Source organism: Streptomyces sp. AC627_RSS907, assembly GCF_019049165.1.
Genome location: NZ_JAGMUE010000289.1, coordinates 129572 through 154361, shown reverse-complemented (window position 1 = coordinate 154361; position 24790 = coordinate 129572). Strand labels below are relative to the sequence as shown.

Below are 24790 nucleotides of genomic sequence, written 5' to 3'. Positions count from 1 at the left end.
CGCCCCTACCGCTCCTTCGGGTTGCGCCGCAGCAGGTACGTGTCCATGATCCAGCCCTTGCGCTCCCGGGCCTCGGCGCGCAGCCGCTCGATGCGCGGCGCGGCCTCGGCGATCGGGCCGGAGACGAGGATCTCGTCCGGGGTGCCCAGGTAGGCGCCCCAGTAGATGTCGATGTCCTGGTCCGCGTACCGCCGGAAGGCCTGGTGGGCGTCGAGCATCACCACCACGTCGTCCACGCCCTCGGGGAAGCCCTCCGCGAGGCGCCGCCCGGTGGTGATCTGCACCGGCCGCGCGACCCGGTTCAGCCCGGTCCGGTGCCGGGCCACGAGGGAGGAGACACTGCTGATGCCGGGCACGACGTCGTACGCGAACGTCACCGCGCCGCGCTCCAGGATCTCCTCCAGGATGCCCAGGGTGCTGTCGTACAGCGCCGGGTCGCCCCACACCAGGAACGCGCCGCTCTCGTCCTCGCCCAGCTCCTCGGCGATCATCCGCTCGTAGATGCCGGCGCGGGCACTGCGCCAGTCCCCGACGGCCGGGGAGTACGCCGCCCCGCCGGCGCTCCGGTCCCGCTCGGGGTCGCGGGCCTCGACGACCCGGTACGTCCCCTCCGGTATGTGCGCCTCCAGCATCTCCCGGCGCAGCCGCACCAGGTCGGCCTTCACCTCGCCCTTGTCCAGGACGAAGAACACGTCCGTGCTCCGCAGCGCCCTGACCGCCTGCAGGGTGAGCTGGTCGGGGTCGCCCGCGCCGATACCGATCACATGAATCTTCCGCACGCCACGAGTCTGCCGTACGCCACCGGCGGCGCCCGGACCGGGCCGCCCTCCCACCGCCGGGCCGCCGGACTCCCTTGCCCTCAGCGCCGTGGACCCTCAGCGCCGTGGACCCTCAACCCCTCAGCCCTTCAGGCGTGGTGCCCGCGCCCCCGCGTCCACGGCCGCGCCGCCCTCCACGTCCCCCGCCAGCTTCGAGGCCCACCCGGCGACCCCGTCCAGATCCATCCCGTACGGGCGCTCCCGCCCGGCCGCCGACGCCGCCCACCGCGTGACGGACCCGGCCCCGCGCCGCAGCAGCCTGGCCCCGCCGGTGGCGTTGCCGCGGGCGGCGTGCGTCAGGCCGACGGCCAGCTGGGCCAGCCCCCGCCACAGCTCCCGCTCCTCCTCGGGGCCCGACTTCCAGGCGTCCTCGAAGACCTCGTGAGCGTGGAACGGCTTCCCCTCGTCCAGCAGCCGCTGCGCCTCGGCGACGGTCTCCCCGGGCGCCCGCACGACGCCCTCGGGCTGACGGGGCACGCCGGCCGCCCCGTACGGCAACGGGCGTCCCAGCCCGTCCCGCGGCCGGGCGTTGCGCGCCCGCCCCTGGTCGTCGCGGTCCCGCGCGTCCACCGGCCGGTCCGAGGCTGTGCTGTCCATGGCACTGTCCATGGGCCGATTGTCCCTCGCCCCGGCCCGCTTAGGTGTGGCGCGGGGTGTGAGGTAGAGTGCTGTTCGCGTGATCGCGCGGTTCACCGCGGGCGAGCACACCGGGACGTGGCGCAGCTTGGTAGCGCACTTGACTGGGGGTCAAGGGGTCGCAGGTTCAAATCCTGTCGTCCCGACTCGAAAGAGTCGCAGGTCAAGGGCCGTTTCAGAGAATCTGAAACGGCCCTTGACCGTGTGTGTGGACTACTGGGGTGCCCAGGGACCGGGCCCCGGCCCGGGCGTCAGAAGGTCAGGCTCCAGCCGTCGAGGTAACCGGGGTCGACGGTGAAGATGCCGGGGGTGTTGTCGGTGACGCGCAACGTCCACCTGCCGTTGGCCGGCACGGCCGACGCGTCGACGGTGAACGTCTTGTGGAGCTCCCTGCCCTCGTCCCAGACGAAGTCCTTCACCAGGATCACCGTGCCGTCCTCGGCCACCAGGTTGATCACCTGTCCGCCGATGAAGTCGTGCACGAGGTCGACGGTCACCTTGAGGTCGCTCGGCGCGTTGCCGCTGCGGCCGGTGACGGTGAGGGGCGACTCGACGGTGACCCAGTTCGGGATGTCGACCCGGGCCGGGTTGACGAAGAAGTTTCCGCCCGAGGCCAGCACGGACCAGGTGAAGGACAGCTCGCGGGTCTCCGAGGCGGAGTTCGTGACGGTGACGACCGTGGTGAAGTCACCCGCCGCCGTCGGGGTGCCGCTGATGACCCCGGTGGCGGTGTCGAGGCTCAGCCCGGCGGGCAGACCGGTCACGGCGTAGGTGAGGGCGCCGGGGCGGGTCGAGACCGCGTCGATGCGCAGTCCGGTCGGTTGGCCCACCGCGGACTTCTGGGTGGACGGGACGACGGCCGCGATGTTGTTGACGTACGAGGGGCCGACGTTGACCGCGGCCCAGGCGTTGCCGACAGCCGTGTACACGCCGTCGTCCACACCGAAGAGGTCCTTGGCGGCCTGGAGCGTGGCGGTGCGGGCACCCGCGTAGTCGGTGCGGCTGGTCATGTAGACCGTCAGGGCCCGGTACCAGATGGCGGCGGCGTTCTCGATGCCGATGCCGGCGACCGGGTTGCCGTCGTGGGTGGGGCTGTCGTACGCGATGCCACGGATGGTCTTCCGGCCGCTGCCCTCGGCCAGCAGGTAGAAGAAGTGGTTGCCCACGCCGGAGCTGAAGTGGGGGTCGAGCTTCCTGGTCTCGGACGTCCAGTAGTCCTGGGACGTGCCCTTCGCGGAGGCGTCCTTGGAGGGCTGGTCCATGTACCGGATCGGCCGCCCGTTGCCCCGCAGGTCGATCAGCTCGGCCATCGTGTAGTCGGGCGTGTCCAGCGGGTTGTCGGCGTAGAACTCCACGGCGGCGGCCATGATGTCGCTGGTCGCCTCGTTGAGCCCGCCCGACTCACCCGAGTAGACCAGGTTGGCGGTGGCGTAGGTGACGCCGTGGGTCATCTCGTGGGCCGCGATGTCCATGGAGGTCACGGGCCGGGCGTCGCCGACGCCGTCACCGTAGGTCATGCAGAAGCAGCGGTCGTCCCAGAAGGCGTTGGCGTAACCGCTGCCGTAGTGCACCCGGGAGCGGGCGCCGACCCCGTCGTCGGCGATCCCCTTGCGGCCGAAGCGTTCTTGGTAGAAGTCCCACGTCTTCTGCGCGCCGTAGGCGGCGTCCACGGCGGCCGTCTGCTCGTGGGCGGCAGTGCCGTCCCCCCAGTGGTCGTCGTCGTCGGTGAGCAGCGTCTGCGTCTTGTCCGGCGCGAAGGAGTAGGTCCGGTGGCCGCCCCGCACCGGGTCGGTCAGCTCGTACGCCGTGCCGTTGTGGACCGAGCCGATCCGCACGGGGCCGCTGTACTGGCTCAGGCCGTCGCCGGCGTGGATCTGCTCCGAGCTGTGCAGCCGCTCGCCGGTGGCCGCGTCGGTCACCACCTGGAGGCGGCTCGGGGTGCCGTCCTCCTGGACGCCGGTGACGAGGGTCTCCCAGGCCAGGACGGGCTCGCCGGATCCCGCCCAGACGACCCTGCGGGGCGCCTGGGAGACGGCCCTGCGGGCGGTGCCCTCCGCCTTGCCCGCCGCCAGCGCCTCCTTCCTGGCGGCGCCCGCCGTCACGGCGGGCTCGACCGTGTCCACGGTGATCGGCGCCGCGGTGGCCTTGGTGACGGTCCGGGCGGCGTGGCCCTCGTGGACGACCAGGTCGCCGCCGAGTACCGGAAGCCCTGCGTAGGTGCGCTCGTAGCGGGTGTGGACGGTACCGTCCGCGTCCTTGACGACGTCCTTCGGTACGAGCTTCTCGCGGTCGCCGAGCTTCAGGCGGCGGGCGGTGGCGGTGCTCTCGTCGGAGGCCGCGTCGAGCAGCTTCTCGCGCTGCGCGGCGGAGAGTTCGACGCTCCCGGTCCCGGATCGGGGGGCGGCCTCGATCCGCCGGGGCGCCGGGTCCGTGTCGGCGGCGAAGGCGGACGGGCCCGCCCCCGTCGCGACCGGGAGGAGGAGCGCGCCCACCGCGAGTGCCGCGGTCAGTGCGGCGCGCCTTCGCGAAGGGGCACCGCCCCGAGGGGAACGGGATCCGGGTATTCGTGCGTACGGGGAAGTTGACGCTCTGTCAGGCACTTGGGTGGCTCTCCTCGGACATGAGACCGGCACGACCGTCTCCGGGCGGAAGTCTGAGCCGCTCGGAACAGGTCGATGCTTTCAAGAAGTGAAGCGAATGGGCAGGAGGGGACGAGTCGTTGTCCGAAACCCACTGAGCGTCCAGCCGTCCTCCCAACTGCCCCGCACCCGGCGCCACTTGGAGCGAACCTCTCCGCATCACCGCGTTGAACAGCGTGTTCGCCCGTGTGGCAGAGCTGGCTGAGGTGCCGCGCGCCACCAGACGGCGTGCGCTCAACTCCTGGGCGGTGAGGATCACCTTCGCGCCAACGGTGAACCGGGCGGCGCCTGCTGTACATCCGCTCGTAACAGAAAGAGGGGCACGGCGCCCCGTCCGACCTCGAAGCTCAATTTCTTGAATGCCGAGTACCGCAGAACGGGGCAAGCCGGAAGTGTCCCGTGCGCCTTGGCAGTCGCGAAGGGGCGCCGTCCAGGGCGGGGCGCCGGTGCTCAGCGCCCTCGTGGAAGAGTCGGCAGCGCCCGTCCCGCCCGCCGAGAGGTGAGCGCCACAGCGGCGTAGCCGGGCAGCGGAGCGGCCCGCCGTCACGTTCCCGGCAGGCGGGCCGCTCCGCTCCTCACCGACGCCGGAGCAGGTACGTGTGCTGGCCGGACAGCACGAGTTCGCCACGCTGGTTGTGAATGGTCGCCTCGGTGGTGACGACGCCGTTGTCGCCCTGCGGTCGCAGGTCGGTGACGGTGAGGGCCGGGAACAGGGTGGCGCCCGGCGCGGTGAAGGCGAGCACCTGGAGGCCGTGGACGACCGGTGCGGTGTGCCCGTGCCTGCGGGCCCACTTCGCGTCGTAGTGCACCGGGTGGTTGTCCGCGGAGACCGTCTGGAAGGCCGCGGCGTGGGCGTCGGTGAGGGTGCGGCTGGGCGCGCGGAAGACCTCGCCGACGCGCAGGTCCTCGAAGGTCCTGGCCGGGACCACCAGGAACGAGTCGGGATCGAAGGCCTCCTGCGCGGTGGCCGGGGCTCGGTGGGGTGCCGCTCACTCATCGGACTGTCCTTCCGCTGGTCGTGCCGAGGCGGTCCGGGAACGGTACGGGTTCACTTGCGCGGGGAGACACGGGCGGCCAGGACGTTGGGATCGTCGTTGGTGAAGTAGGCACCGCTGGCGACGTAGGCGGTGGTGCCGCGCACGGCGAGCGAGGTCGGGTTCTCGATCCCGTCCGCGCCGGTCAGTACGGTGCGGTGGGTGCCGTCCGGCTTGACCAGGGCGACCTCGTTGTCCGCGTTGATCGCGGCGAGGAGCGTGTCCCCGTGACCGGTGAACGCGAAGTCGTCGATGTTGGCCAGCCCCCTCGCCCGGGTCTCGATCCGGCCGGCGGCGCCGTCACGGGTGACCGGTATGCGGAGCACGGTGCCCTGGTCCAGGTTGGAGACCCAGGCCGCTCCGTCGTGCACCTTGATGCCGTTGGCTCCGAGGAAACCGTCCGCGGCCAACTGGGGCGCGCTGCTCCAGCGGGTGGGAGCACCGCCGGTCACGGGCACGCGCCAGACGGTGCCGAGGACCGAGTCGGCGACGTACAGCAGGCGCTTGTGCCGGTCGAGGGCGAGGCCGTTGGGCAGGCCGGTGGCGGGAAGCGCGCTGATGCGGTGCGGTGTGCCGCCGGGGCGCAGGCGCCACACACCGGTCAGGTCGTCGCTGCCGGTGGCGTAGACGAAGTACAGCGTCCCGTCGTCCGTGCGCACGATGCCGCCGAGGAACGGCTGCGTGAGCGCGGGGGTGGTGGAACCGGCCGGTGGTTCGGGCAGGGTGGCCAGGACCCGGACCTTGCCCGCGGGGGTGATCCTCGCGATCTGCCGGTTGTAGGCGAAGGTGACGACGGCTCCGCCACCGGGCTCCAGCGTGATGTTCTCCGGGCGCTGTCCGCCGGTGATGTCCAGGTGCGCCATGAAGCGCACGTCCGGCCGAGGGACGGCGGTCGCCGTGGCTGCCGGGCCGGCGGCGGTCAGGGCCAGGGCCGCCGCCGTGGCGGAGGCCAGAAGGCCGTTGCGTATGCGGGAAGGGATATTCGGCATGTCACTTCTTTCCCTGTGTCTCCGGGCTGCGGAGAAGGCATTGAGCGAGACCTTTTCCGAGGTCGTTCCATAGGAAAGGGGATGAGGAACCGCCGGGTTGACTCTCGGCGCACCACCTGCGGTTCGTCAGCGCACCGGTTCTTCCTCGTCCGTCTTCCGGCGCCGCGCCCGTGGTTCCTGTGGAGGCAAGACCCTGTGCGTTCCCGGCGCATCGCGCCGGGCGCCCGGACCCTACTGTCGGGGGCCGGGACTTCCGCGAACACGCGGTCGGCTCTCTGGGCCTGCCGGCTGTGACGACCGTCGCGGTCCGGCGGCGGACGGACGGAAGGTGAGAGGGATGAGGACGCGAACCAAGCCGCTGCTGCGGGAATGGGAGTGGCAGGCCGGTGCCGCCTGCCGCGGCATGGACAGCTCGGTCTTCTTCTCGCCCCCCGGTGAGAGGGGGCCGGCTCGTCGCGAGCGTGAGGAGGCGGCGCGGGCGATCTGCCGAGGCTGTCCCGTGAGTGGTCCCTGCGGCCGCTTCGCACGGGAGTCGCGGCAGTACTACGGCACGTGGGGCGGCCGGACAGAGGGCGAGCGGCGTTCCCGGGAACTCACGCCGGAGCGGCGGGCCCGGCCGGCCACGGCCCGCTGACCCGCGTCAGGACCTGGCCAGCAGCTGGAAGTCGAACGTGTACCGGGACGCGCGGTACAGGTGCGTGCCGTACTCGACCGGCCGCCCGGTGTCGTCGTAGGCCGTGCGCCGCATGGTCAGCAACGCGGCGCCCTCCTTCTCCTCCAGGCGGTCCGCCTCCTCGCGGGTGGCCGAGCGGGCGCCCACCGTCTGGCGGGCGCTGTGCAGGGTGATGCCGCCGGCGCGCATCATCCGGTACAGGCCGGTCGCCTCCAGCCGGGCGCTGTCGAGGTCCAGCAGCGCCGTCGGCAGGTAGTTGCACAGCAGCGCCACGGGTCGGCCGTGGGTGAGGCGCAGCCGTTCCAGGACGGTGACCACGCCGCCCTCCGCGACCCCGAGGGCCGCCGCCACGTCGGCGGACGCGGCGACCTCCTCGTTGCGCACCACCTGCGTGGTGGGGCCCTGTCCGGCCGCCTCCAGGTCGTCGTAGAGACTGCTCAGCGCCAGGGGGCGTCTGACCTGGCTGTGCACCACCTGTGTGCCGACCCCGCGCCGCCGGACCAGGAGCCCCTTGTCGACCAGTGACCGGATGGCCTGGCGGACGGTGGGCCGGGACAGGCCGAGGCGGACGGAGAGGTCGACCTCGTTGCCCAGCAGGTTCCCCGGGGCGAGGGCGCCGTGCTCGATCGCCGCCTCCAGCTGCCGGGCGAGCTGGTGGTACAGCGGGACGGGGCTGCGCCGGTCCAGGGCGAAGTCCAGCGTGCTGAGCGCGGGGGCGGTCGCGGCACGCGCGGGGCCGCCGGTCCTCACCATGGGCGTACCTTCCTTGCGCAGGGGGCCGAGTGCCACGGACGGGCGGTGTGTCAGAGGTGGTGGCGACGGTCGGCGACGGCGCTTTCGTACCGCGTACGGGCATCGGCGGCGGCCTCCCGGGTGGACACCTCCGCCACCGGCACGTCCCACCAGGCCTCGGCCGGGGGCGCGGTCGGCGTGGGGTCGGTCTCGATGTAGACGCAGGTCGGACGGTCCGACGCGCGGGCCGCCGTCAGGGCCTCGCGCAGTTCGCGCACCGTCTTGGCGCGGAGGACGTCCATGCCGAGGCTGGCCGCGTTGGCCGCGAGGTCGACGGGCAGCGGGGCGCCGGTGAACGTGCCGTCGGGGGCCCGGTGGCGGTAGGCGGTGGCGAAGCGCTCGGCGCCCACCGACTCGGACAGGCCCCCGATGGAGGCGTAACCGTGGTTCTGGACCAGGACCAGCTTGACCGGCAGGTTCTCCTGGACGGCGGTGACGATCTCCGTCGGGTTCATCAGGTACGTGCCGTCGCCGACCAGCGCCCACACGCTGGTGCCGGGTGCCGCCTGCTGCACGCCGAGCGCGGCCGGGATCTCGTAGCCCATGCAGGAGTAGCCGTACTCCAGGTGGTACTGGCGCGGGGAGCGGGCGCGCCACAGTTTGTGCAGGTCGCCGGGGAGCGAGCCGGCCGCGTTGATCACCACGTCCTCGTCGCCGACGACCGCGTCCAGCGCGCCCAGCACCTGGGTCTGGGTCGGCACGGCGCTGTCGTCGTCGGCACGGTAGGCCGCCCGCACGACCTCCTCCCAGCGGGCCCTGCCCGCGCGGTACTCGGCCTCGTACGCCGGCGTCACCCGGTGCCCGGCCAGCGCCCGTGTCAGCGCCGTGAGCCCCGCACGCGCGTCGCAGACCAGGGTGCGGGCGGCGAGCTTGTGGGCGTCGAAGGCGGTGATGTTGAGGTTCAGGAAGCGCACGTCCGGGTGCTGGAAGAGGGTGCCGGAGGCCGTGGTGAAGTCGGAGTAGCGGGTGCCGACGCCGATCACCAGGTCGGCGGTGCGGGCGAGGTCGTCGCTGACGGCGGTTCCGGTGTGCCCGATGCCGCCGAGGTCGGCCGGGTGGTCGTGGCGCAGCGCGCCCTTGCCCGCCTGGGTGGAGGCGACGGGGATGCCGGTGGCGTCCACGAACGCCTTCAGCGCCTGTTCGGCCTCACTGTGGTGGACACCGCCGCCCGCGACGATCAGCGGGCGCTCGGCGGCGCGGATCGCGTCCGCGGCGTCGGCCAGTTCCGACGGGTCGGGCGCGGGGCGACGCACCCGCCAGACGCGGTCGGCGAAGAACTCCTCGGGCCAGTCGTACGCCTGCGCCTGTACGTCCTGGGGGAGGGCGAGGGTGACCGCGCCGGTCTCCGCCGGGTCGGTGAGCACACGCATCGCCCGGAGCGCGGAGGCGAGCAGGGCCTCGGGGCGGGTGACGCGGTCGAAGTACCGGGAGACGGGCCGCAGGGTGTCGTTGACGGACACGTCGGCCTCGGTCGGGTGCTCCAGCTGCTGGAGCAGCGGGTCGGCGGCGTGCGAGGCGAAGTAGTCGCCGGGGAGCAGGAGGACGGGCAGGCGGTTGATGGTGGCGAGGGCGGCGCCGGTGACCAGGTTGGTGGCGCCGGGGCCGATGGACGTCGTCACCGCCTGCGTGGACAGCCGGTTGAGCTGCCGGGCATGGGCGACGGCCGCGTGCACCATGGCCTGTTCGTTGCGTCCCTGGTGGTACGGCATGACGTCGGCGTGCTCGACGAGGGCCTGGCCGAGGCCGGCCACGTTGCCGTGGCCGAGGATGCCCCAGGTGCCGGCGACCAGGCGGTGCCGTACGCCGTCGCGTTCCGTGTACTGGGCGGCCAGGAAGCGCACCAGGGCCTGGGCGGTGGTCAGTCGGCGGGTGGCGGTGCTCATGCGGACCTCTCCGGTGCGGTGTAGAGGGGGAGTCGGGGGTCGACGGGCTGGTCCGGCCAGGTGTCGCGGATCCAGGCGTGGCCGGGGTGGTCGCGGATCAGCCAGGCGCGTTCGGCCTCCGGGCCGGCCATGACGTTGAGGTAGTACATGTGGTGGCCGGGCACGGCCATCGAGGGCCCGTGCCAGCCGTCGGGGATCAGCACGACGTCCCCGTCGCGCACTTCGGCCAGTACGTCCGTGCCCTGCCCCCGCCCGGACGGGGAGACCCGCTGGTAGCCGAGGCCGGGGGCGCCGTCGTGGTCCGCGAACTCGAAGTAGTAGATCTCCTCCAGCACCGACTCCTCGCCGGGACGGTGCTCGTCGTGCTTGTGCGGCGGGAAGGAGGACCAGTTGCCGCCGGGGGTGATCACCTCGACCGCGATGAGCTTGTCGCATGCGAAGACCCCGGCGGCGCCGAAGTTGTTGACCTGGCGGGAACAGGTGCCCGTGCCCCGCAGCTCCACCGGCACCGACGAGGCCGGACCGTAGCGTGCGGGCAGGCGGCGGGTGCACCGGGCGCCGGTGAGCGCGAACCGGCCGCCGCCGGTGGACGTGACGCTCGTACGGGCGTCGCGCGGCACGTAGGCGAAGTCGCTGACGCCGCTGAACACGCTGTCGCGACCGGTGAGTTCGAAGGTCTCCCGGCCGAAGTCGTCGGCGGTGGCGACGGTGCAGCCGCCGCTGAGCGGGAGGACGATCCACTCGCTGTCGCCGCTGTCGAAGGTGTGGCCGCCGCCGGGCGGCAGGTGCAGGACGCGCAGGGCGGAGTGGCCCCAGCCGGCCGTCTCGGGTGTCACGTCCACGGCGTAGGGACCGCTCGCGGCCCTGCCCGCCGCAAGGTGGTACGTCATCGGATCAACTCCTCTGTCACAACAGGCCGACGGCGGTGTCCACCGCCTGTTCCACGCTGCCCTCGGCCGGGTAGAGCAGCGAGCGGCCGACGACCATGCCCTGCACGGTGGGGAGCCTGAGCGCCTTGCGCCAGCGTTCGTAGGCGGCGGCCTGGTCCGCGGGGGAGCCGCCTATGTCGCCGCCGAGCAGTACGGCGGGCAGCGTCGAGGTCTCCAGGACCTCGCCCATGTCGTCCGGGTCCTGGGTGACGGGCAGTTTCAGCCAGGTGTAGGCGGAGGTGCCGCCCAGGCCCGAGGCGATGGCGACGGACCGGGTGACCGCCTCCGCGGACAGGTCGTTGCGGACCCGGCCCTCGACGCGACGCGAGATGAACGGTTCGACGAAGACGGGCAGTTCACGCGCCGCCATGGCGTCGACCGCGCGGGCGGTGGCCTCCATGGTGGTCAGCGAGCCGGGGTCGTCGTAATCGATGCGCAGCAGCAGTTTGCCCGCGTCGAAGCGCAGCCGGGCGATGTCCTCGGCGCGGTGGCCGGTGAAGCGGTCGTCCATCTCGAAGGCGGCTCCCGCGAGGCCGCCGCGGTTCATCGAGCCCATGACGACCTTGTTCTCCAGCACCCCGAGCAGCAGCAGGTCCTCCAGGACGTCGGCGGTGGCGAGCACTCCGTCGACGCCGGGCCGTGACAGCGCGGTGCACAGGCGTTCCAGCAGGTCGGCCCGGTTGGCCATGGCGAGCCGGCGGTCGCCGACGCCGAGCGCGCCGCGTGCCGGGTGGTCCGCGGCCACGATCATCAGACGGCCGGAGTCGCCGATCAGCGGACGGCGTGTCCGGCGGGCCGCGGCCTCGGCGATCGCCTCCGGGTGCCGGGCTCTGACCGCGGTGAGGTCGGGGATGCTGAGGGACAAGACGAAGCTCCGTTCAGGGGGTGGCTCGCGCGAGGAGGTCGTCGACCTCCGCCTCGGTGGGCATCGCGGAGGAGCAGGCGAGACGGGAGGCGACGAGGGCGCCGGCCGCGTTGGCGTGCCGCATGGTCCGCTCCAGGTCCCAGCCGGAGAGCAGACCGTGGCAGAGGGAGCCGCCGAACGCGTCGCCCGCGCCGAGGCCGTTGACCACCTCGACCGGCACCGGCGTCACCTCGGCCGTCCGGCCGTCGCGGTGCACGGCGAGGACGCCCTTCGGGCCCTGCTTGACGACGGCCAGTTCCACGCCGGCCGCCAGCAGGGCCTCGGCGCAGGCGCGCGGCTCGCGCACGCCCGTGGCGATCTCGCACTCGTCCAGGTTGCCGACCGCGACGGTCGCGTGCCGCAGCGCCTCGGCGTAGTACGGGCGGGCCTGGCCGGGACCGGTCCAGAACATGGGGCGCCAGTCCAGGTCGAAGACCGTGGTGCCGGACCTGGCACGGTGGGCGAGGGCGGTCAGCGTCGCCGTACGGCTCGGTTCCTCGCTCAGGCCGGTGCCGGTGATCCAGAAGATGCGGGCGGCGCGGATCGCGTCGAGGTCCAGCTCCTCCGGGTGGATCTCCAGGTCGGGGGCCTTGGGGCGGCGGTAGAAGTACAGGGGGAAGTCGTCCGGCGGGAAGATCTCGCAGAACGTGACGGGGGTAGGGTGGGCGGCGACCGGCGTGACCCAGCGGTCGTCGACGCCGAATCCCTTCAGCGCCCGGTGCAGGAAGCCGCCGAACGGGTCGTCGCCCGTGCGGGTGATGACGGCGGTGGCCCGGCCGAGGCGGGCGGCGGCGACCGCCACGTTGGCGGCCGAGCCCCCGAGGAACTTGCCGAAGGTCTCGACCTCCGCCAGGGGCACGCCCGTTTGCAGGGGATAGAGATCGACCCCGATGCGCCCCATCGTGATCAGATCGAAATGCTGGACTGACTCGGCCATGTGCGACGCTCCTCGGGCTGGGCGGGGGCCTGCCGCCTCCCAGGTGTATGACCCCGGGCCGACCCTGTCAATACTTTGTACTTACATTCGGACCTGCTTGTGAAATGATGTCTTAACAAAGTATTGACAGCGGGCGTCCCAAGCACTTGTATCCGGTCCCAGCGCAACAGCCGTTCTTCTCTGGTCTGGCACACGGCTTCCCCGTAGCACAGTCGCACAGTGAGGTGCAGGAAAGATGGACCGCTCTTCGCACGCCCGCTCCCGCAGATTCGCCCCCGCGGTGGCCCTGGCCGCCGCCGCGGCGCTGACCCTGGCCGGCTGCTCCAGCAGTTCCGGGGGCAAGAAGGCCGACGAGGAGGGGGACTCGGGTGCCTCCGCGGGCAAGGCGGACACCCCCCGTATGACGGTCGCCCTGATCACCCACCAGGCGCCCGGCGACACCTTCTGGGACATCGTCCGCAAGGGCGCGGAGGCCGCCGCCGCCAAGGACAACGTCAAGCTCGTCTACTCCGCCGACCCGAACGCGGGCAACCAGGCCAACCTGGTGCAGAACGCCATCGACCAGAAGGTCGACGGCATAGCCGTCACCCTGGCCAAGCCGGACGCCCTCAGAAGCGTCCTCGGCAAGGCGGAGAAGGCCGGCATACCCGTCGTCGGGCTCAACTCGGGCCTCGCGGACTGGAAGAAGCTCGGCCTGATGGAGTTCTTCGGCCAGGACGAGACCGTGGCCGGCGAGGCGCTCGGCAAACGGCTGAACGAGGACGGCGCCGAGAACGCCGTCTGCGTGATCCACGAGCAGGGCAACATCGGCCTGACCCAGCGCTGCGACGGCGTGAGGAAGACCTTCGAGGGGTCCGTCGAGAACCTCTACGTCAACGGCACCGACATGCCCTCGGTGAAGTCGACCGTCACCGCCAAGCTCAAACAGGACGGCGACATCGACCACCTCGTCACGCTCGGCGCCCCCTTCGCCATGACCGCCGTGCAGTCGGTGGACGAGGGCGGCAGCAAGGCGAAGGTGGTCACCTTCGACCTCAACAAGGAACTGACCGGCGCCATCGACAAGGGCGACATCGAGTTCGCCGTCGACCAGCAGCCCTACCTCCAGGGCTACCTGGCGGTCGACGGCCTGTGGCTCTACAAAAACAACGGCAACTACAGCGGCGGCGGCGAGCAGCCGGTGCTGACCGGCCCGGCCTTCGTCGACAAGTCCAACGTGAAGGCCGTCGCCGGGTTCGCCGCGAAGGGCACCCGGTGATGAGCACGACCCGGCAGGCCGCGCCGGCGGTGACGGCACCACCGGCTCCCGGCCCGGAGGAGACCGACGGGCGGACCCGGCAACGCCCCCTGGCGCTGCGGCTGCTCGCCCGGCCCGAGGTCGGGGTCTTCCTCGGCGCCGTCGCCGTGTTCGTCTTCTTCCTGATCGCCGCCCCCTCGGTCCGCGAGGGCGGCTCGATGGCGACGGTGCTCTACCAGTCGTCCACCATCGGCCTCATGGCGCTGCCGGTCGCCCTGCTGATGATCGGCGGCGAGTTCGACCTGTCGGCCGGTGTCGCCGTGGTCACCTCGGCGCTCACCGCGAGCATGCTCAGCTACCAGCTGACCATGAACGTGTGGACGGGCGTGATCGTCGCCCTCGCGGTCTCCCTCGGGGTTGGCGCGTTCAACGGCTGGATGCTGGTGAAGACCGGACTGCCGAGCTTCCTGGTCACCCTCGGCACCTTCCTGATCCTCCAGGGCGTCAACCTCGCGGTCACCAAACTGGTCACCGGCAACGTCGCCACCGACGACATCAGCGACATGGACGGCTTCGACCAGGCCAAGGCCCTCTTCGCCTCGTCCTTCGACGTCGGCGGCGTCCAGGTGAAGATCACGGTCGTGTGGTGGCTCGCCTTCGCGGCCCTGGCCACCTGGGTGCTGCTGCGCACCAAGTACGGCAACTGGGTCTTCGCGGTCGGCGGCAGCCAGGAGTCCGCCCGCGCGGTCGGCGTCCCCGTCACCTTCACCAAGATCACGCTGTTCATGCTGGTCGGCTTCGGCGCCTGGTTCGTCGGCATGCACCAGTTGTTCTCCTTCAACACCGTGCAGTCCGGGGAGGGCGTCGGCCAGGAGCTGATCTACATCGCCGCCGCGGTGATCGGCGGCTGCCTGCTCACCGGCGGGTACGGCTCCGCCGTCGGCCCGGTCTTCGGCGCCTTCATGTTCGGCATGGTGAACCAGGGCATCGTCTACGCCGGCTGGAACCCCGACTGGTTCAAGGCCTTCCTCGGCGTGATGCTCCTCGGCGCCGTCCTCATCAATCTGTGGGTCCGCCGCGCGGCGACCCGGAGGTGATCGGAAATGACCAGCAAGACCCCCGGCACCCACGGGGCCGTCCTCGCGGACCCCGCGCTCGCGGCGGACCGGCCGCTCGTCGCGCTGCGCGGCGCCGGCAAGACCTACGGCAACATCCGCGCCCTGCACGGCGTCGACCTCGCCGTGCACGCCGGCCGGGTGACCTGTGTGCTCGGCGACAACGGCGCCGGCAAGTCCACCCTCATCAAGATCATCTCCGGGCTGCACCAGCACACCGAGGGCGACTTCCTCGTGGACGGCGAACCGGTGCGCTTCACCACCCCCCGCGACGCCCTCGCCCGGGGCATCGCCACCGTCTACCAGGACCTCGCCACCGTGCCCCTGATGCCGGTGTGGCGCAACTTCTTCCTCGGCTCCGAGATGACCAAGGGTCCCTGGCCCGTGCGGCGCCTCGACATCGCCCGCATGAAGAAGACCGCCGACGAGGAGCTGCGCGCCATGGGCATCGTCCTGGACGACCTGGAACAGCCCATCGGCACCCTCTCCGGCGGTCAGCGCCAGTGCGTCGCCATCGCCCGCGCCGTGCACTTCGGCGCCCGCGTCCTCATCCTCGACGAGCCCACCGCCGCCCTCGGCGTCAAGCAGTCCGGCGTGGTCCTCAAGTACATCGCCGCCGCCCGCGAACGCGGTCTCGGCGTCATCTTCATCACCCACAACCCCCACCACGCCTACCTGGTCGGCGACCACTTCAGCGTGCTGCGCCTGGGCACCCTCGAACTCAGCGCCGCCCGCGCCGACATCACCCTCGAACAACTCACCCACCACATGGCCGGCGGCGCCGAACTCGCCGCCCTCAAGCACGAACTGGCGCAGACCGGCGGGGTGGACGTCGACGCGCTCCCGGACGAGGGCCCGGAGGCTCCCGAACCGGACACCGCCGCGCACGGGAGCGCCGCGTCGGAGGCCGCCGCGCCCCTGGCCGCGACGTCCGACACCGCCGAAGGGAAGGCCTGACATGCCCGCTGCCCTGGACCGCATCCGCGTCGGCTCGGCCCCCGACTCCTGGGGCGTCTGGTTCCCCGACGACCCGCGGCAGGTGCCCTGGGGCCGGTTCCTGGACGAGGTCGCCGAGGCCGGCTACGAGTGGATCGAGCTGGGCCCCTACGGCTACCTCCCCACCGACCCGGCCCGCCTCACCGACGAGGTGACCCGGCGCGGCCTCAGGGTCTCCGCCGGCACCATCTTCTGCGGTCTGCACCGGGGCCCCTCCGAGTGGGACGCCACCTGGGAGCAGGTCGGCCGCGTCGCCGCCCTGACCCGGGCCATGGACGCGAAGCACCTCGTCGTCATCCCGTCCTTCTGGCGCGACGACAGGACCGCCGAGATCCTGGAGCCGCCGGAGCTCACCGGCGAGCAGTGGGCGCACCTCACCCGTGGCATGGAACGCCTCGGCCGCGAGGTGAAGGAGACCTACGGTCTGGACATCGTCGTCCACCCGCACGCCGACACCCACCTCGACACGGAGGAGCACGTCGAACGCTTCCTCGACGCCACCGACTCCGGCCTGGTCAGCCTCTGCCTGGACACCGGCCACTACGCCTACTGCGGCGGCGACAGCGTCAAGCTGATCGAGACCTACGGCGAGCGCATCGGCTACCTGCACCTCAAGCAGGTCGACCCGGAGATCCTCGCCGAGGTGCGGACCGGCGGGGTGCCGTTCGGGCCGGCCGTGCAGCGCGGGGTGATGTGCGAGCCGCCCGCCGGCGTACCGGAGCTGGGCCCGGTGCTCACGGCGGCCCAGAAGCTGGGTGTGGACCTGTTCGCCATCGTCGAGCAGGACATGTACCCCTGCGAGCCCGACAAGCCGCTGCCCATCGCGGTGCGCACCCGCAGGTTCCTGCGCTCCTGCGGCGCCTGAGACCCGCGGCGCCGGCGGGCGTGTCCCGCCGGCGCGCCGCTCGGCGGGCCGTTGCCCGTGGTGCGCGCTAGCGTGCACGGCACCGGCACTTCGTCCCGTTACGGGAGGCAGTCATGACCGCACGTCTCAACCCCTACCTCAGCTTCGACGGCGACGCCCGACAGGCGATGGAGTTCTACGAGCAGGTGTTCGGCGGCACGCTGGCGCTGAACACCTTCGGCGCGTTCGACGAGTCCGCCGGCTCTCACGCCGACAAGATCATGCACGCCGTGCTGGAGACGCCGAGCGGCTTCACCCTGATGGCCTCCGACACCCCGCCCGGCATGGAGTACACCCCGGGCACCAACTTCTCGGTGAGTCTCAGCGGCGACGACGAGGCCGAGCTGCGCGGCTACTGGGAGCAGCTGTCCGCCGGCGGCTCGGTCGCCGTGCCGCTGGAGAAGCAGATGTGGGGCGATGTCTTCGGCATGTGCACGGACCGGTTCGGCGTCCCCTGGATGGTGGACATCAGCGAGCCGGCGAGCTGACCGCGCGGCCCGCCGGCTCCCTCGCCCGGCTCACTCCTGCCGTACCTCCGCGATCGTCACCGGTCGGTGTTCGCGCAGCGACCGTGTGCACGCCTCGGCGATCCAGCCCGCCTCCAGCGCGTCCTCGATCGTGCAGGGGGAGGGGCGGGCGCCGGCGACGACCTCGGTGAACGCGGTGAGCTCGGCGCGGTAGGCGGCGCTGAAGCGGTCCATGAAGAAGTCGTGCGGGGTGCCGGCCGGGAAGGTCACGCCCGGCTCGACCGAGCGCAGCGGCAGCTTGTCCTCCAGGCCGACGGCGATGGAGTCCGCGAAGCCGTGGATCTCCATGCGGACGTCGTAACCGCGCGCGTTGTGACGGCTGTTGGAGACCACGGCGATCGTGCCGTCGTCCAGGGTGAGGACGGCGCCGGTGGTGTCGGCGTCGCCGGCCTCCTTGATGAAGACGGCGCCGCGGTTGCCGCCGACGGCGTACACCTCGCTCACCTCGCGGCCGGTCACCCAGCGGATGATGTCGAAGTCGTGCACCGAGCAGTCGCGGAAGATGCCCCCGGAGGCGGCGATGTACGCGGCCGGCGGCGGCGCCGGGTCCAGCGTGGTCGACCGCACGGTGTGCAGCGTGCCCAGCTCGCCCCGCCGCACGGCCGCCCGCGCCGCGGCGAACCCGGCGTCGAAGCGGCGGTTGTAGCCGATCTGGACCGGCACGTCATGACCCGCGACCGCCTTGAACACCTCGACGCCCTCCGCCATGGTGCGGGCGACGGGCTTCTCGCAGAAGACGGGGACGCCGGCCTCGACGGCGGCCAGGATCAGGGCCGGGTGGGCGTCGGTGGCCGCCGCGATCACCACCGCGTCCACCCCGGCGGTCAGCACGGCCTCGGGCGAGTCCGCCACCTGGGCGCCGAACCGCTCGGCGGCGGCCTTCGCGGCGTCCGCGACCGGGTCGGCGACGACGAGCGAGTCGACGACGTCGAGCCCGGAGAGGGTCTCGGCGTGGAAGGCGCCGATGCGGCCGAGGCCGAGGATTCCAACGCGCATACGGATCCTGCTCCTTGGGTGCGGGTGCGGGTGCGGGTGCGGGTGGGTGTGGGTGCCGGTGCGGTGTGCGGACGGGAGACGTGTGAGCGTGCGAGTCGTGCGAGCCGCACGCGCGCGCAACCCGTCGAGGTCGCAGCCCCGCTCGGACAGCCGCGCACGGTCGGCGGTACTGCTGCCGGCGGGCCGCCCTCACCCCACCGGTCGGACCTCGACCCAGGCCCCGCGCTCGGCCGACCGGGCCATGGCGTCCAGTACGGCCGCACTGTGCACGGCGTCCGGCAGGGTGGCCCCGTACGGGGTGTCCTCCGCGATGGAGCGCAGGAAGCGGTGGGCCTCCACCACCTTGAGGTCGTCGTAGCCCATGGCGTTCGCGGCACCGGGCTGGAAGGCGGCGAACTCGCCGTGCGCGGGGCCGACGTAGACGGTACTGACCGGCTGGTCCTGGTACGTCGTGCCGCGGCTGACGCCCAGCTCGTTCATGCGGCGGAAGTCCCAGAAGACGGCGCCGGTGGTGCCGTGCACCTCGAAGCCGTAGTTGTTCTGCTCGCCGACCGAGACCCGGCAGGCCTCCAGGACACCGCGGGCGCCCGAGGCGAAACGCAGCAGGCAGCTGACGTAGTCCTCGTTCTCGACCGGACCGAGCTCGCCGCCCGCGGCACGGGCGTGACCGGCCGTGGCGGCGGTCGGACGGGCCCGCTCGGGCAGGAAGACCGCCGTGTCGGCGGTCAGGGACGTGATGTCGCCGAGCAGGAACCGGGCCAGGTCGGCGCCGTGCGAGGCCAGGTCGCCGAGCACTCCGCTGCCGCCGCGCTCCCGCTCGTAACGCCAGGTCAAGGCGCCTTCGGGATGGGCCGCGTAGTCACTGAAGAGGCGGATGCGGACATGTGTGACGGTGCCGATCTCCCCGGCGGCGATCAGGTCGCGGGCGGCCTCCACGGCCGGCGCGTTGCGGTAGTTGAAACCGACCGCGCCCTGGACCCCGGCCTTGGCGACCGCGTCCGCGACCGCCCGCGCGTCCTCGGCGGTCAGTCCGACCGGCTTCTCGATCCAGATGTGCTTGCCGGCCTCGGCCATCGCGACGGCGATCTCGCGGTGCAGGAAGTTCGGGGCGGTGATGCTGACCGCGCCGACCCGTGGGTCGGCGGCCACGTCCCGCCAGTCGCGGGTCGTCGAAGCGAACCCGAACCGCGCGGCGGCCTCCTCGGCCCGCCCCGGCACCTCCTCGGCGACGGTCACCAGCTCCGGACGCAGGGACAGCTGGGGATAGTGGTGCCGGACACGGGCGTACGCCTGGGTGTGCACCCGGCCCATCCAGCCGAAACCGACGACGGCGACACCGAGTGCGTCCACCATGAGAGCCCTTCTTCGCACCGATCCGAGCTGTGTCCCGCCCACCCTGAGGCGACGTCCGTTTCATGTCAACCTTTTGACAGGACAATACGTCCACAGGGCGCCCGGCAGCCCGGCGGTCCGGCAGCCCGGCGGTCCGCGGCGGGCGGACGGTGTCACCGCCCTGACCGCCTCACACGCTGAGAAGGCCACGATCGCGTCCCCGCTCGGCCGGACACGGGGCTCAGCGTCCCCGGCGGGACAGCCACGCGGCGGCCACCGCGCCCGAGACGTTGTGCCAGACCGAGAACACCGCGGCCGGCAGCGCCGCGAGCGGGCTGAAGTGGGCGGTGGCCAGGGAGGCCGCGAGGCCGGAGTTCTGCATGCCGACCTCGAAGGCCATGGCACGGCTGGCGGGCTCGCCGAGCCGGCCCAGGCGCCCCGCGCCGTAACCGAGCGCCAGGCCGAGACCGTTGTGGAGTACGACGGCGACGAACACCAGCGCCGCCGCCGACTTGATGGCCTCCGCGCTGCCCGCCACGACGACGGCCACGATCACGGCGATCGTCAGCGCGGACAACCAGGGCAGCACCGGCAGCGCCCGCTGCACGTACCGGCCCGCGAGGAGCCGTACGACGACACCCGCGAGGACCGGCAGCAGCACCGTCTTGAGGATGTCGGTGACCATGGAACCGGCGTCGACCGGCAGGTACTCCCCGGCCAGCAGCAGCGTCAGCGGCGGCGTGACGAGCGGGGCGACGAGCGTGGAGACGGTGGCGACGGAGACCGACAGGGCCACGTCGCCGCGGGCCAGGTACGTCACCACGTTGGACGCCGTGCCGCTGGGCGCGCAGCCGACGAGGATCACACCGGCGGCGAGCTGCGGCGGGAGGTCGAGCAGGTGGGCGACGGCCCAGCCGAGCAGCGGCATGATGACGTAGTGCGCGACCAGCCCGAGGCCCACTGCCCAGGGACGTCTCACCACGCCGCGGAAGTCCTCCGGGGTCATCGTGATGCCCATGCAGAACATCACGACGCCCAGCAGGTACGGCACCGACTCGCTCCAGCCGGTGAAACCGCCGGGGAGCAGTAGGCCGAGGGCGCCGGCCGCGAGGACGAGGATCGGGAAGACGGTGACGGCGCGTCGCGCGGAGCGGTCGCCGGTGGCGTCGTCGCTGAGGTGTTCGGGTCGTTCGGTTCGCACCGTGCGAGGTAACGCCTGGTGGGCGGCGTGACGCAAAGCCGTCTCGCGATGTGATCATCGGGACGGCCGGCCTTGGTGACCCTTCGCGTCGACCGGATGGCGGCCGGTCCCGAGCGGCCGCCGGGAGCGGGACCAGGCCGCCCGGGCCCGGTGGGACATCGTCGGCCTCCCCGGGAGGGAGGCGGCCGGCGTCGGCCCCACCGTGCGGGATGCGGTAGGGTTGACCAGCGCGATCACGCGGAAACGGATCACAGGCCGTCCGCGGCGACGCGCACCGGGACGTGGCGCAGCTTGGTAGCGCACTTGACTGGGGGTCAAGGGGTCGCAGGTTCAAATCCTGTCGTCCCGACGGTGAGGAAGGGTCTTCGCGGGCAGTGGCTCGCGGGGGCCCTTTTCCGTATGCGGCGTACCACCGACTGGACGCCCCCTTGACGGCTCACGGGCGCCGGTCGACACTGCCCAGGAATCCTAGTGAACGGGTAGGGAAACATGGGGCGCCTCGATCGAGCCACGGGCGGCGAGAGCCGTGCGCCGGGCCCGTCCCCCCTGCTCACCTCCCGCCGTCACATCGACCTCCTCCGCGTCAGCAGCGCGCTCAGCCTCGCGCGCTGAGCCCTCCGGCGCCGGCCGCGGCGGTCCCCGTACGGACGCCGCCCGGATCCGCTCGCCGACCACGGCCCGACGCCTGCCTCCACCGCGCGTACGTCACGCGCCCGCACCCGGGGAGAACCATGTCCGTCACACCGCTCACCCCTGCCCCCGCCTTCCGGGGACGGATCGGCCGCGACCCGCGCAGTGGCCACTACGCCGTGCCCCGCCGCTACCGCCTCCACCTGTCGCCCGACCACGACGACTGTCTGCGCATCGCCGTCGTCCACAGCCTGCTCGGCCTGGAACGGGTCTGTCCGGTGACCGTCCTGGACGCGGTCCCCGACTGCCCCGACGGCGGTCACTCCGCGCTGCGCCCGCTGTACGAGGCGAGCGCGCACCGCTACCGGGGGCCGGCCGTGGCGCCGGTGCTCAGCGACGACTGGTCGGGCCGGATCGTGAGCACCCACGCCCGCGACATCATGCGTGACCTCGCCCGGTACTTCACGTCCCCCGCCGGTCCGGTGCTGTACCCCTGCGGGGCGGAGACGGAGATCGAGAGGGTCGAGCTGCTGTGCGAGCGCACCGCCGACCCCGCGGCCCTGCCCGGCGTACTGGACGCGCTGGAGCGGCGTCTGACCGCGCACCCCTACGTCGTGGGTGACCGGCCCACCGCCGCCGACGTCGAGGTGTGGGTGGCCCTCGTACGGCACGACGGCCCCCGGCGCACGGCCGGTCACCCCGCCCTCTGGTCCCACGTGCGGCGCCTGACCGCCCACCCGGCCTTCGGCCGTCACCTCGCGGACCGGCCCGCCCTGGAAGCTCGCGCGGTGCCGCGAGTTCCCCGGAGAGGAGCTCCGCCTCGGCCGTAGGTGTGGTGCACCCGCATCGCCCTGGCCGGGGCGAGGGTGCGGTGGCAGCGGGCCTGGACGGAGGTCTTCTCGTCTGCGCTGATCACGTACTCGTGGGCGCCGAGCGGTTCGCCCTCCCGGGCGCGGGCGTACAGGTCACGCACGCGCTCGGCCTCGGGCGGAAGCCGGGATCGGTCTCGGCCGCCCGCGTCCGGCGGCGGTCAGGACGGTCGGGCAAGCCGGCGCGACGGGCATCGCGGTCAGGTCGGCCGGGAGAAGCCGGCGCGACGGGCATCACGGTCAGGTCGGCCGGGAGAAGCCGAACAGGCCGGGTCGCGGCCCTCCGGCCCTGCGTCGAAATGCGACAGGACTCAGCCTTCCGCGACCGCCGGCTCGATCAGGGACAGCGTCCGGTGGTCCGCGTCCACGTGCGCGCGGACGCCGATGGGCAGCGGCAGGTTCGGCGAGGTGTGACCGAAGTCGACCTGTGCGAGAACCGGGATGTCACGTCGGCCCAGGACATCGAGTACCACGTCGCGCAGGTCCGCGCGCTGTCCGCCGCCCTCGTGGGGCGTGACCTCGGTCGGGATGCCGACCACCATGCCGGCGATCCGGTCCAGCACACCGGACAGCCGCAAGGTGTGCAGGTCGTTCCAGATCCGCGAGACTGGCCGCTGCAGCTCCTCCCAGAACAGCACGGCGCCCTCGAAGAGTTCGGGGGCCGGCGCGAACGGTGTCGCCTGCAGCAGGACCAGACGGTTCAGCAAGCCGCCGAACAGTGGTCCCTGCGCGCTGCCCGGCCGCCAGGTCTCCCAAGCCTCCTTCGCCGGCAGCGCGCCCGGCGCCTCGGCCTTGGTGAGCACCCGGGTGTAGAGGTCGACGAGCTCGGAGCGACGGGCCTCGTCGCCCAGCGTGTACCAGTCGCTGCCGAAACCGTGGGTGGCGATGTCGGCGTGGAAGCCGACGAGGCCGGTTCGGGCGAACAGCGCCATGTGCAGCAGCGAGATGTCGCTGTAGCCGATGATCGGTTTCGGGTCGGCCCGGATCGCGTCCAGATCGATCAGATCGAGATAGCCGACGGTCGCCTGTCCACCGGTATGCGCGACGACGGCCCGCACCTCCGGGTCCCGGAGCAGGACATTGAGCTCGTCGGCCTGCTCGGCAGGGGTGCCCGACGCCCACCAGCGGTTCCGCGCCGGGTTGACCATCGGGCTGACCCGCACGCGGAAACCCATCCGCTCGAGTATCGCCACACCGCGGGCGAGCAGTGGTTCCTCACCCGGCTCAAGCTGGCCGGAGGGTGCGGTGACGACCACGAGGTCGCCGGAACGCAGCGCGCGGGGCCGAAGGGTCGCAGGCATGGGCCTCCTCCTTGTTGATCAACAATGGCGACCAACAAGGCCCGTGCCGCCGGTATTCCGCCTCGGCGTGGTCACGCCCCCAAACCCCGGCCGGCCCGGCCCGCCGCCTCCCCGCCTCGGCGACGTGCTGGAGCTGACCGATGAGACCGCTGGTCCCGGGCCCTCGCCACACGCGGCCGGGCCCCGCCTCCTCCCCCCAGAAGAAGCGGGGCCCGGCCAGCCGTGACACGTCACCCTCCCCCGAAGGCGACGTGCCCCGGCTGTCCCCCGGCGCCGGTCTGTGGTCGTGGTGCCCGGGTGCCTCGGAGCCGTGCGGTCACCAGCACATGACCGCCGTCTCGCCCACACCCCACGTGGAGTACAGGCGCACCCGGACGACATAGCGTCGGCCCTTGACGAAACGGGCCCTGATCCTGGCGTTGCGGGAGGTTCCCCCGTCGTCCTGTCCGACGAGGTAGCGGGGCTCCCCGTCCCGCTCCTCGAAGATCACGACGACGGCGTCGCTGTCGCCGAACGTGCCCACCGTGTACTCCCGGGTCTCCGGCGGGTCCACGCGGAAGTCGGCCTGTTCGCCCGGACCGAGGCCGAGCGGGACCGAGCGGAACGGCACCAGCGGCCCCGGCCGGCCGATGGGCGGATACCAGCGCAGGGCGAACTCCTTGTCGGCCGCGGAGAGGGTGCCGGGCGGCTGCAGGCCGGAGCGGTAGTGCTCGGGCTCCAGTATCAGCCCCGACGGGAACGGGTACTCCATGATCGATTGCGGGTCCCAGACCGGGCCGTTGACCTCGTCCGTGTCGAGCTTGCGCAGGATGTTGTGGAAGGTCCGCTCCCGGCTCCAGTGGTTCGGGGGGCCCGCCAGCTCGGCGTAGACGGCCTCGTCGTCCCAGAGGATGCCGGCGAACGGGCTCTGGTGCTCGTGCAGCATGCCGAGCGCGTGCCCGATCTGGTGCAGGGCCGTCGCGCGCTCCCCGGGCGCGGTCAGGTCCCAGCCGAAGTTCATCGTACGGTCGTTCAGGCCCACCCGGAGCGCGTCCTTGCCCACCGCCGACCAGGACCCGTCCCCGGGCTGGAAGCCGATGCGCAGTTCGGCCTCCGAGCGGTCGCCGACCTCGGTCAGGACCAGTCCGATGCCGAGGTCCTGCCATTCCCGGAAGCAGTCGCGCACCACGGCCCGCTGCTCCTCGGTCCCGAACCACGACACCCGCCGGGGACGGCCGGTACCCGGCATGGGAACGACCGAGGCGTCGGTGTCGCCACCGAGGAAGCAGTAGTGCAGAACGGTGCCGTTGATCCACATCCGCTGCCCGCCCACGAGCGCGGCGAGACGCTCGGCGGCCAGCCCCGGCGCGAACGCGGGAGCGGGCTGCTGCGCGAGCGAGCAGTAGCGTGCGGTCATGGCCCACACACTGCCGTGCGGCCCGGTCCGGCGCCTGAGTCGAGGGCTACTC

The 24790-nt window shown here is 72.4% G+C and carries 23 protein-coding genes and 2 tRNA genes; 10 read left to right on the top strand and 15 right to left on the bottom strand.

Going from position 1 to position 24790, the window contains the following annotated elements; genetic code table 11:
- Positions 1 to 5 precede the first annotated feature (5 nt).
- Both cobF and KUM32_RS34695 read right to left on the bottom strand, forming a co-directional pair.
- The gene (cobF, locus tag KUM32_RS34700; RefSeq protein WP_217145893.1) at positions 6 to 779 is read right to left on the bottom strand and encodes a precorrin-6A synthase (deacetylating); all 774 of its coding nucleotides are present in this window, start codon (positions 777 to 779) and stop codon (positions 6 to 8) included.
- Positions 780 to 899: 120 nt separating this feature from the next.
- Positions 900 to 1415: a DUF309 domain-containing protein gene (locus KUM32_RS34695; RefSeq protein ID WP_217145892.1), complete on the bottom strand. Its 516-nt coding sequence runs from the start codon at positions 1413 to 1415 to the stop codon at positions 900 to 902.
- Between the two features lie 111 nt (positions 1416 to 1526).
- Between KUM32_RS34695 and KUM32_RS34690 the strand changes: the two genes are divergently transcribed.
- Positions 1527 to 1600: transfer RNA gene (locus KUM32_RS34690), tRNA-Pro, on the top strand.
- Between the two features lie 105 nt (positions 1601 to 1705).
- Here KUM32_RS34690 and KUM32_RS34685 read toward each other — a convergent pair.
- The 3 genes from KUM32_RS34685 to KUM32_RS34675 form a co-directional block, all read right to left on the bottom strand.
- Positions 1706 to 3946 (bottom strand): M4 family metallopeptidase, encoded by a 2241-nt coding sequence (locus KUM32_RS34685; RefSeq protein WP_308408794.1) that lies wholly within the window; start codon positions 3944 to 3946, stop codon positions 1706 to 1708.
- A gap of 722 nt (positions 3947 to 4668) precedes the next feature.
- On the bottom strand, positions 4669 to 5022 hold the full coding sequence (locus KUM32_RS34680; protein WP_308408793.1) for a MaoC/PaaZ C-terminal domain-containing protein: 354 nt from the start codon (positions 5020 to 5022) through the stop codon (positions 4669 to 4671).
- A gap of 119 nt (positions 5023 to 5141) precedes the next feature.
- Positions 5142 to 6116 (bottom strand): SMP-30/gluconolactonase/LRE family protein, encoded by a 975-nt coding sequence (locus KUM32_RS34675; protein ID WP_217145891.1) that lies wholly within the window; start codon positions 6114 to 6116, stop codon positions 5142 to 5144.
- Positions 6117 to 6453: 337 nt separating this feature from the next.
- On the opposite strand from KUM32_RS34675, the gene KUM32_RS34670 reads away from it, so the two are divergent.
- Positions 6454 to 6750, top strand: a complete 297-nt coding sequence (locus KUM32_RS34670) for a WhiB family transcriptional regulator (RefSeq protein ID WP_217145890.1) — start codon at positions 6454 to 6456, stop codon at positions 6748 to 6750.
- Between the two features lie 6 nt (positions 6751 to 6756).
- Here the strand turns inward: KUM32_RS34670 and KUM32_RS34665 are convergent, their stop codons facing one another.
- Genes KUM32_RS34665 through iolC form a run of 5 tightly spaced genes read right to left on the bottom strand, consistent with a single transcriptional unit; the run spans position 6757 to position 12234 of the window.
- Positions 6757 to 7542, bottom strand: a complete 786-nt coding sequence (locus KUM32_RS34665; RefSeq protein WP_217145889.1) for a GntR family transcriptional regulator — start codon at positions 7540 to 7542, stop codon at positions 6757 to 6759.
- Between the two features lie 50 nt (positions 7543 to 7592).
- Positions 7593 to 9464, bottom strand: a complete 1872-nt coding sequence (gene iolD, locus KUM32_RS34660) for a 3D-(3,5/4)-trihydroxycyclohexane-1,2-dione acylhydrolase (decyclizing) (RefSeq protein ID WP_217145888.1) — start codon at positions 9462 to 9464, stop codon at positions 7593 to 7595.
- Complete coding sequence (gene iolB, locus KUM32_RS34655) at positions 9461 to 10354, bottom strand: 5-deoxy-glucuronate isomerase (protein WP_217145887.1); 894 nt, start codon at positions 10352 to 10354, stop codon at positions 9461 to 9463. Before iolB ends, iolD begins: the two co-directional genes overlap by 4 nt.
- A 16-nt stretch (positions 10355 to 10370) precedes the next feature.
- Positions 10371 to 11258, bottom strand: coding sequence for a deoxyribose-phosphate aldolase (locus tag KUM32_RS34650; protein ID WP_217145886.1), 888 nt, complete (start codon positions 11256 to 11258; stop codon positions 10371 to 10373).
- A 13-nt stretch (positions 11259 to 11271) separates the two neighbouring features.
- Positions 11272 to 12234, bottom strand: coding sequence for a 5-dehydro-2-deoxygluconokinase (iolC, locus tag KUM32_RS34645; protein WP_217145885.1), 963 nt, complete (start codon positions 12232 to 12234; stop codon positions 11272 to 11274).
- A gap of 235 nt (positions 12235 to 12469) precedes the next feature.
- Between iolC and KUM32_RS34640 the strand changes: the two genes are divergently transcribed.
- From KUM32_RS34640 to KUM32_RS34620, 5 genes are all read left to right on the top strand, one after another.
- On the top strand, positions 12470 to 13492 hold the full coding sequence (locus KUM32_RS34640; RefSeq protein WP_217145884.1) for a sugar ABC transporter substrate-binding protein: 1023 nt from the start codon (positions 12470 to 12472) through the stop codon (positions 13490 to 13492).
- On the top strand, positions 13492 to 14568 hold the full coding sequence (locus KUM32_RS34635) for an ABC transporter permease (RefSeq protein WP_217145883.1): 1077 nt from the start codon (positions 13492 to 13494) through the stop codon (positions 14566 to 14568). Before KUM32_RS34640 ends, KUM32_RS34635 begins: the two co-directional genes overlap by 1 nt.
- Positions 14569 to 14574: 6 nt before the next feature.
- Complete coding sequence (locus KUM32_RS34630) at positions 14575 to 15543, top strand: ATP-binding cassette domain-containing protein (protein WP_217145882.1); 969 nt, start codon at positions 14575 to 14577, stop codon at positions 15541 to 15543.
- A 1-nt stretch (position 15544) separates the two neighbouring features.
- Complete coding sequence (locus tag KUM32_RS34625; protein ID WP_217145881.1) at positions 15545 to 16447, top strand: sugar phosphate isomerase/epimerase; 903 nt, start codon at positions 15545 to 15547, stop codon at positions 16445 to 16447.
- Between the two features lie 113 nt (positions 16448 to 16560).
- On the top strand, positions 16561 to 16974 hold the full coding sequence (locus KUM32_RS34620) for a VOC family protein (RefSeq protein WP_217145880.1): 414 nt from the start codon (positions 16561 to 16563) through the stop codon (positions 16972 to 16974).
- A gap of 30 nt (positions 16975 to 17004) precedes the next feature.
- On the opposite strand, the gene KUM32_RS34615 is transcribed toward KUM32_RS34620, so the two are convergent.
- The 3 genes from KUM32_RS34615 to KUM32_RS34605 form a co-directional block, all read right to left on the bottom strand.
- Complete coding sequence (locus KUM32_RS34615) at positions 17005 to 18009, bottom strand: Gfo/Idh/MocA family oxidoreductase (RefSeq protein WP_217145879.1); 1005 nt, start codon at positions 18007 to 18009, stop codon at positions 17005 to 17007.
- A 189-nt stretch (positions 18010 to 18198) separates the two neighbouring features.
- The gene (locus KUM32_RS34610) at positions 18199 to 19362 is read right to left on the bottom strand and encodes a Gfo/Idh/MocA family protein (RefSeq protein WP_217145878.1); all 1164 of its coding nucleotides are present in this window, start codon (positions 19360 to 19362) and stop codon (positions 18199 to 18201) included.
- 220 nt (positions 19363 to 19582) lie between these two features.
- The gene (locus tag KUM32_RS34605) at positions 19583 to 20542 is read right to left on the bottom strand and encodes a bile acid:sodium symporter family protein (RefSeq protein ID WP_217145877.1); all 960 of its coding nucleotides are present in this window, start codon (positions 20540 to 20542) and stop codon (positions 19583 to 19585) included.
- 275 nt (positions 20543 to 20817) lie between these two features.
- Here KUM32_RS34605 and KUM32_RS34600 point away from each other — a divergent pair.
- The 3 genes from KUM32_RS34600 (at position 20818) to KUM32_RS34595 (ending at position 22002) form a co-directional block, all read left to right on the top strand.
- Positions 20818 to 20891 (top strand) — tRNA-Pro (locus tag KUM32_RS34600).
- Positions 20892 to 21031: 140 nt separating this feature from the next.
- Positions 21032 to 21154, top strand: a complete 123-nt coding sequence (locus tag KUM32_RS45490) for a putative leader peptide (protein ID WP_374227583.1) — start codon at positions 21032 to 21034, stop codon at positions 21152 to 21154.
- Positions 21155 to 21273: 119 nt separating this feature from the next.
- Positions 21274 to 22002: a glutathione S-transferase C-terminal domain-containing protein gene (locus KUM32_RS34595; protein WP_217145876.1), complete on the top strand. Its 729-nt coding sequence runs from the start codon at positions 21274 to 21276 to the stop codon at positions 22000 to 22002.
- Between the two features lie 350 nt (positions 22003 to 22352).
- Here the strand turns inward: KUM32_RS34595 and KUM32_RS34590 are convergent, their stop codons facing one another.
- Together KUM32_RS34590 and KUM32_RS34585 are read right to left on the bottom strand one after the other, a co-directional pair.
- On the bottom strand, positions 22353 to 23342 hold the full coding sequence (locus KUM32_RS34590) for an LD-carboxypeptidase (protein ID WP_217145875.1): 990 nt from the start codon (positions 23340 to 23342) through the stop codon (positions 22353 to 22355).
- 316 nt (positions 23343 to 23658) lie between these two features.
- Positions 23659 to 24738, bottom strand: coding sequence for a hypothetical protein (locus KUM32_RS34585; protein WP_217145874.1), 1080 nt, complete (start codon positions 24736 to 24738; stop codon positions 23659 to 23661).
- Positions 24739 to 24790: the final 52 nt, after the last annotated feature.

What these genes read in the sequence shown, in the direction of transcription:
- iolB (WP_217145887.1), bottom strand. Translation starts at nt 10,354, where the DNA reads ATGACGTACCACCTTGCGGCGGGCAGGGCCGCGAGCGGTCCCTACGCC.
- KUM32_RS34620 (WP_217145880.1), top strand. Translation starts at nt 16,561, where the DNA reads ATGACCGCACGTCTCAACCCCTACCTCAGCTTCGACGGCGACGCCCGA.
- KUM32_RS45490 (WP_374227583.1), top strand. Translation starts at nt 21,032, where the DNA reads ATGGGGCGCCTCGATCGAGCCACGGGCGGCGAGAGCCGTGCGCCGGGC.
- KUM32_RS34630 (WP_217145882.1), top strand. Translation starts at nt 14,575, where the DNA reads ATGACCAGCAAGACCCCCGGCACCCACGGGGCCGTCCTCGCGGACCCC.
- KUM32_RS34665 (WP_217145889.1), bottom strand. Translation starts at nt 7,542, where the DNA reads ATGGTGAGGACCGGCGGCCCCGCGCGTGCCGCGACCGCCCCCGCGCTC.
- KUM32_RS34610 (WP_217145878.1), bottom strand. Translation starts at nt 19,362, where the DNA reads ATGGTGGACGCACTCGGTGTCGCCGTCGTCGGTTTCGGCTGGATGGGC.
- KUM32_RS34625 (WP_217145881.1), top strand. Translation starts at nt 15,545, where the DNA reads ATGCCCGCTGCCCTGGACCGCATCCGCGTCGGCTCGGCCCCCGACTCC.
- iolC (WP_217145885.1), bottom strand. Translation starts at nt 12,234, where the DNA reads ATGGCCGAGTCAGTCCAGCATTTCGATCTGATCACGATGGGGCGCATC.
- iolD (WP_217145888.1), bottom strand. Translation starts at nt 9,464, where the DNA reads ATGAGCACCGCCACCCGCCGACTGACCACCGCCCAGGCCCTGGTGCGC.
- KUM32_RS34590 (WP_217145875.1), bottom strand. Translation starts at nt 23,342, where the DNA reads ATGCCTGCGACCCTTCGGCCCCGCGCGCTGCGTTCCGGCGACCTCGTG.
- KUM32_RS34670 (WP_217145890.1), top strand. Translation starts at nt 6,454, where the DNA reads ATGAGGACGCGAACCAAGCCGCTGCTGCGGGAATGGGAGTGGCAGGCC.
- KUM32_RS34585 (WP_217145874.1), bottom strand. Translation starts at nt 24,738, where the DNA reads ATGACCGCACGCTACTGCTCGCTCGCGCAGCAGCCCGCTCCCGCGTTC.
- KUM32_RS34615 (WP_217145879.1), bottom strand. Translation starts at nt 18,009, where the DNA reads ATGCGCGTTGGAATCCTCGGCCTCGGCCGCATCGGCGCCTTCCACGCC.
- KUM32_RS34635 (WP_217145883.1), top strand. Translation starts at nt 13,492, where the DNA reads ATGAGCACGACCCGGCAGGCCGCGCCGGCGGTGACGGCACCACCGGCT.
- KUM32_RS34675 (WP_217145891.1), bottom strand. Translation starts at nt 6,116, where the DNA reads ATGCCGAATATCCCTTCCCGCATACGCAACGGCCTTCTGGCCTCCGCC.
- KUM32_RS34640 (WP_217145884.1), top strand. Translation starts at nt 12,470, where the DNA reads ATGGACCGCTCTTCGCACGCCCGCTCCCGCAGATTCGCCCCCGCGGTG.
- KUM32_RS34595 (WP_217145876.1), top strand. Translation starts at nt 21,274, where the DNA reads ATGTCCGTCACACCGCTCACCCCTGCCCCCGCCTTCCGGGGACGGATC.
- KUM32_RS34695 (WP_217145892.1), bottom strand. Translation starts at nt 1,415, where the DNA reads ATGGACAGCACAGCCTCGGACCGGCCGGTGGACGCGCGGGACCGCGAC.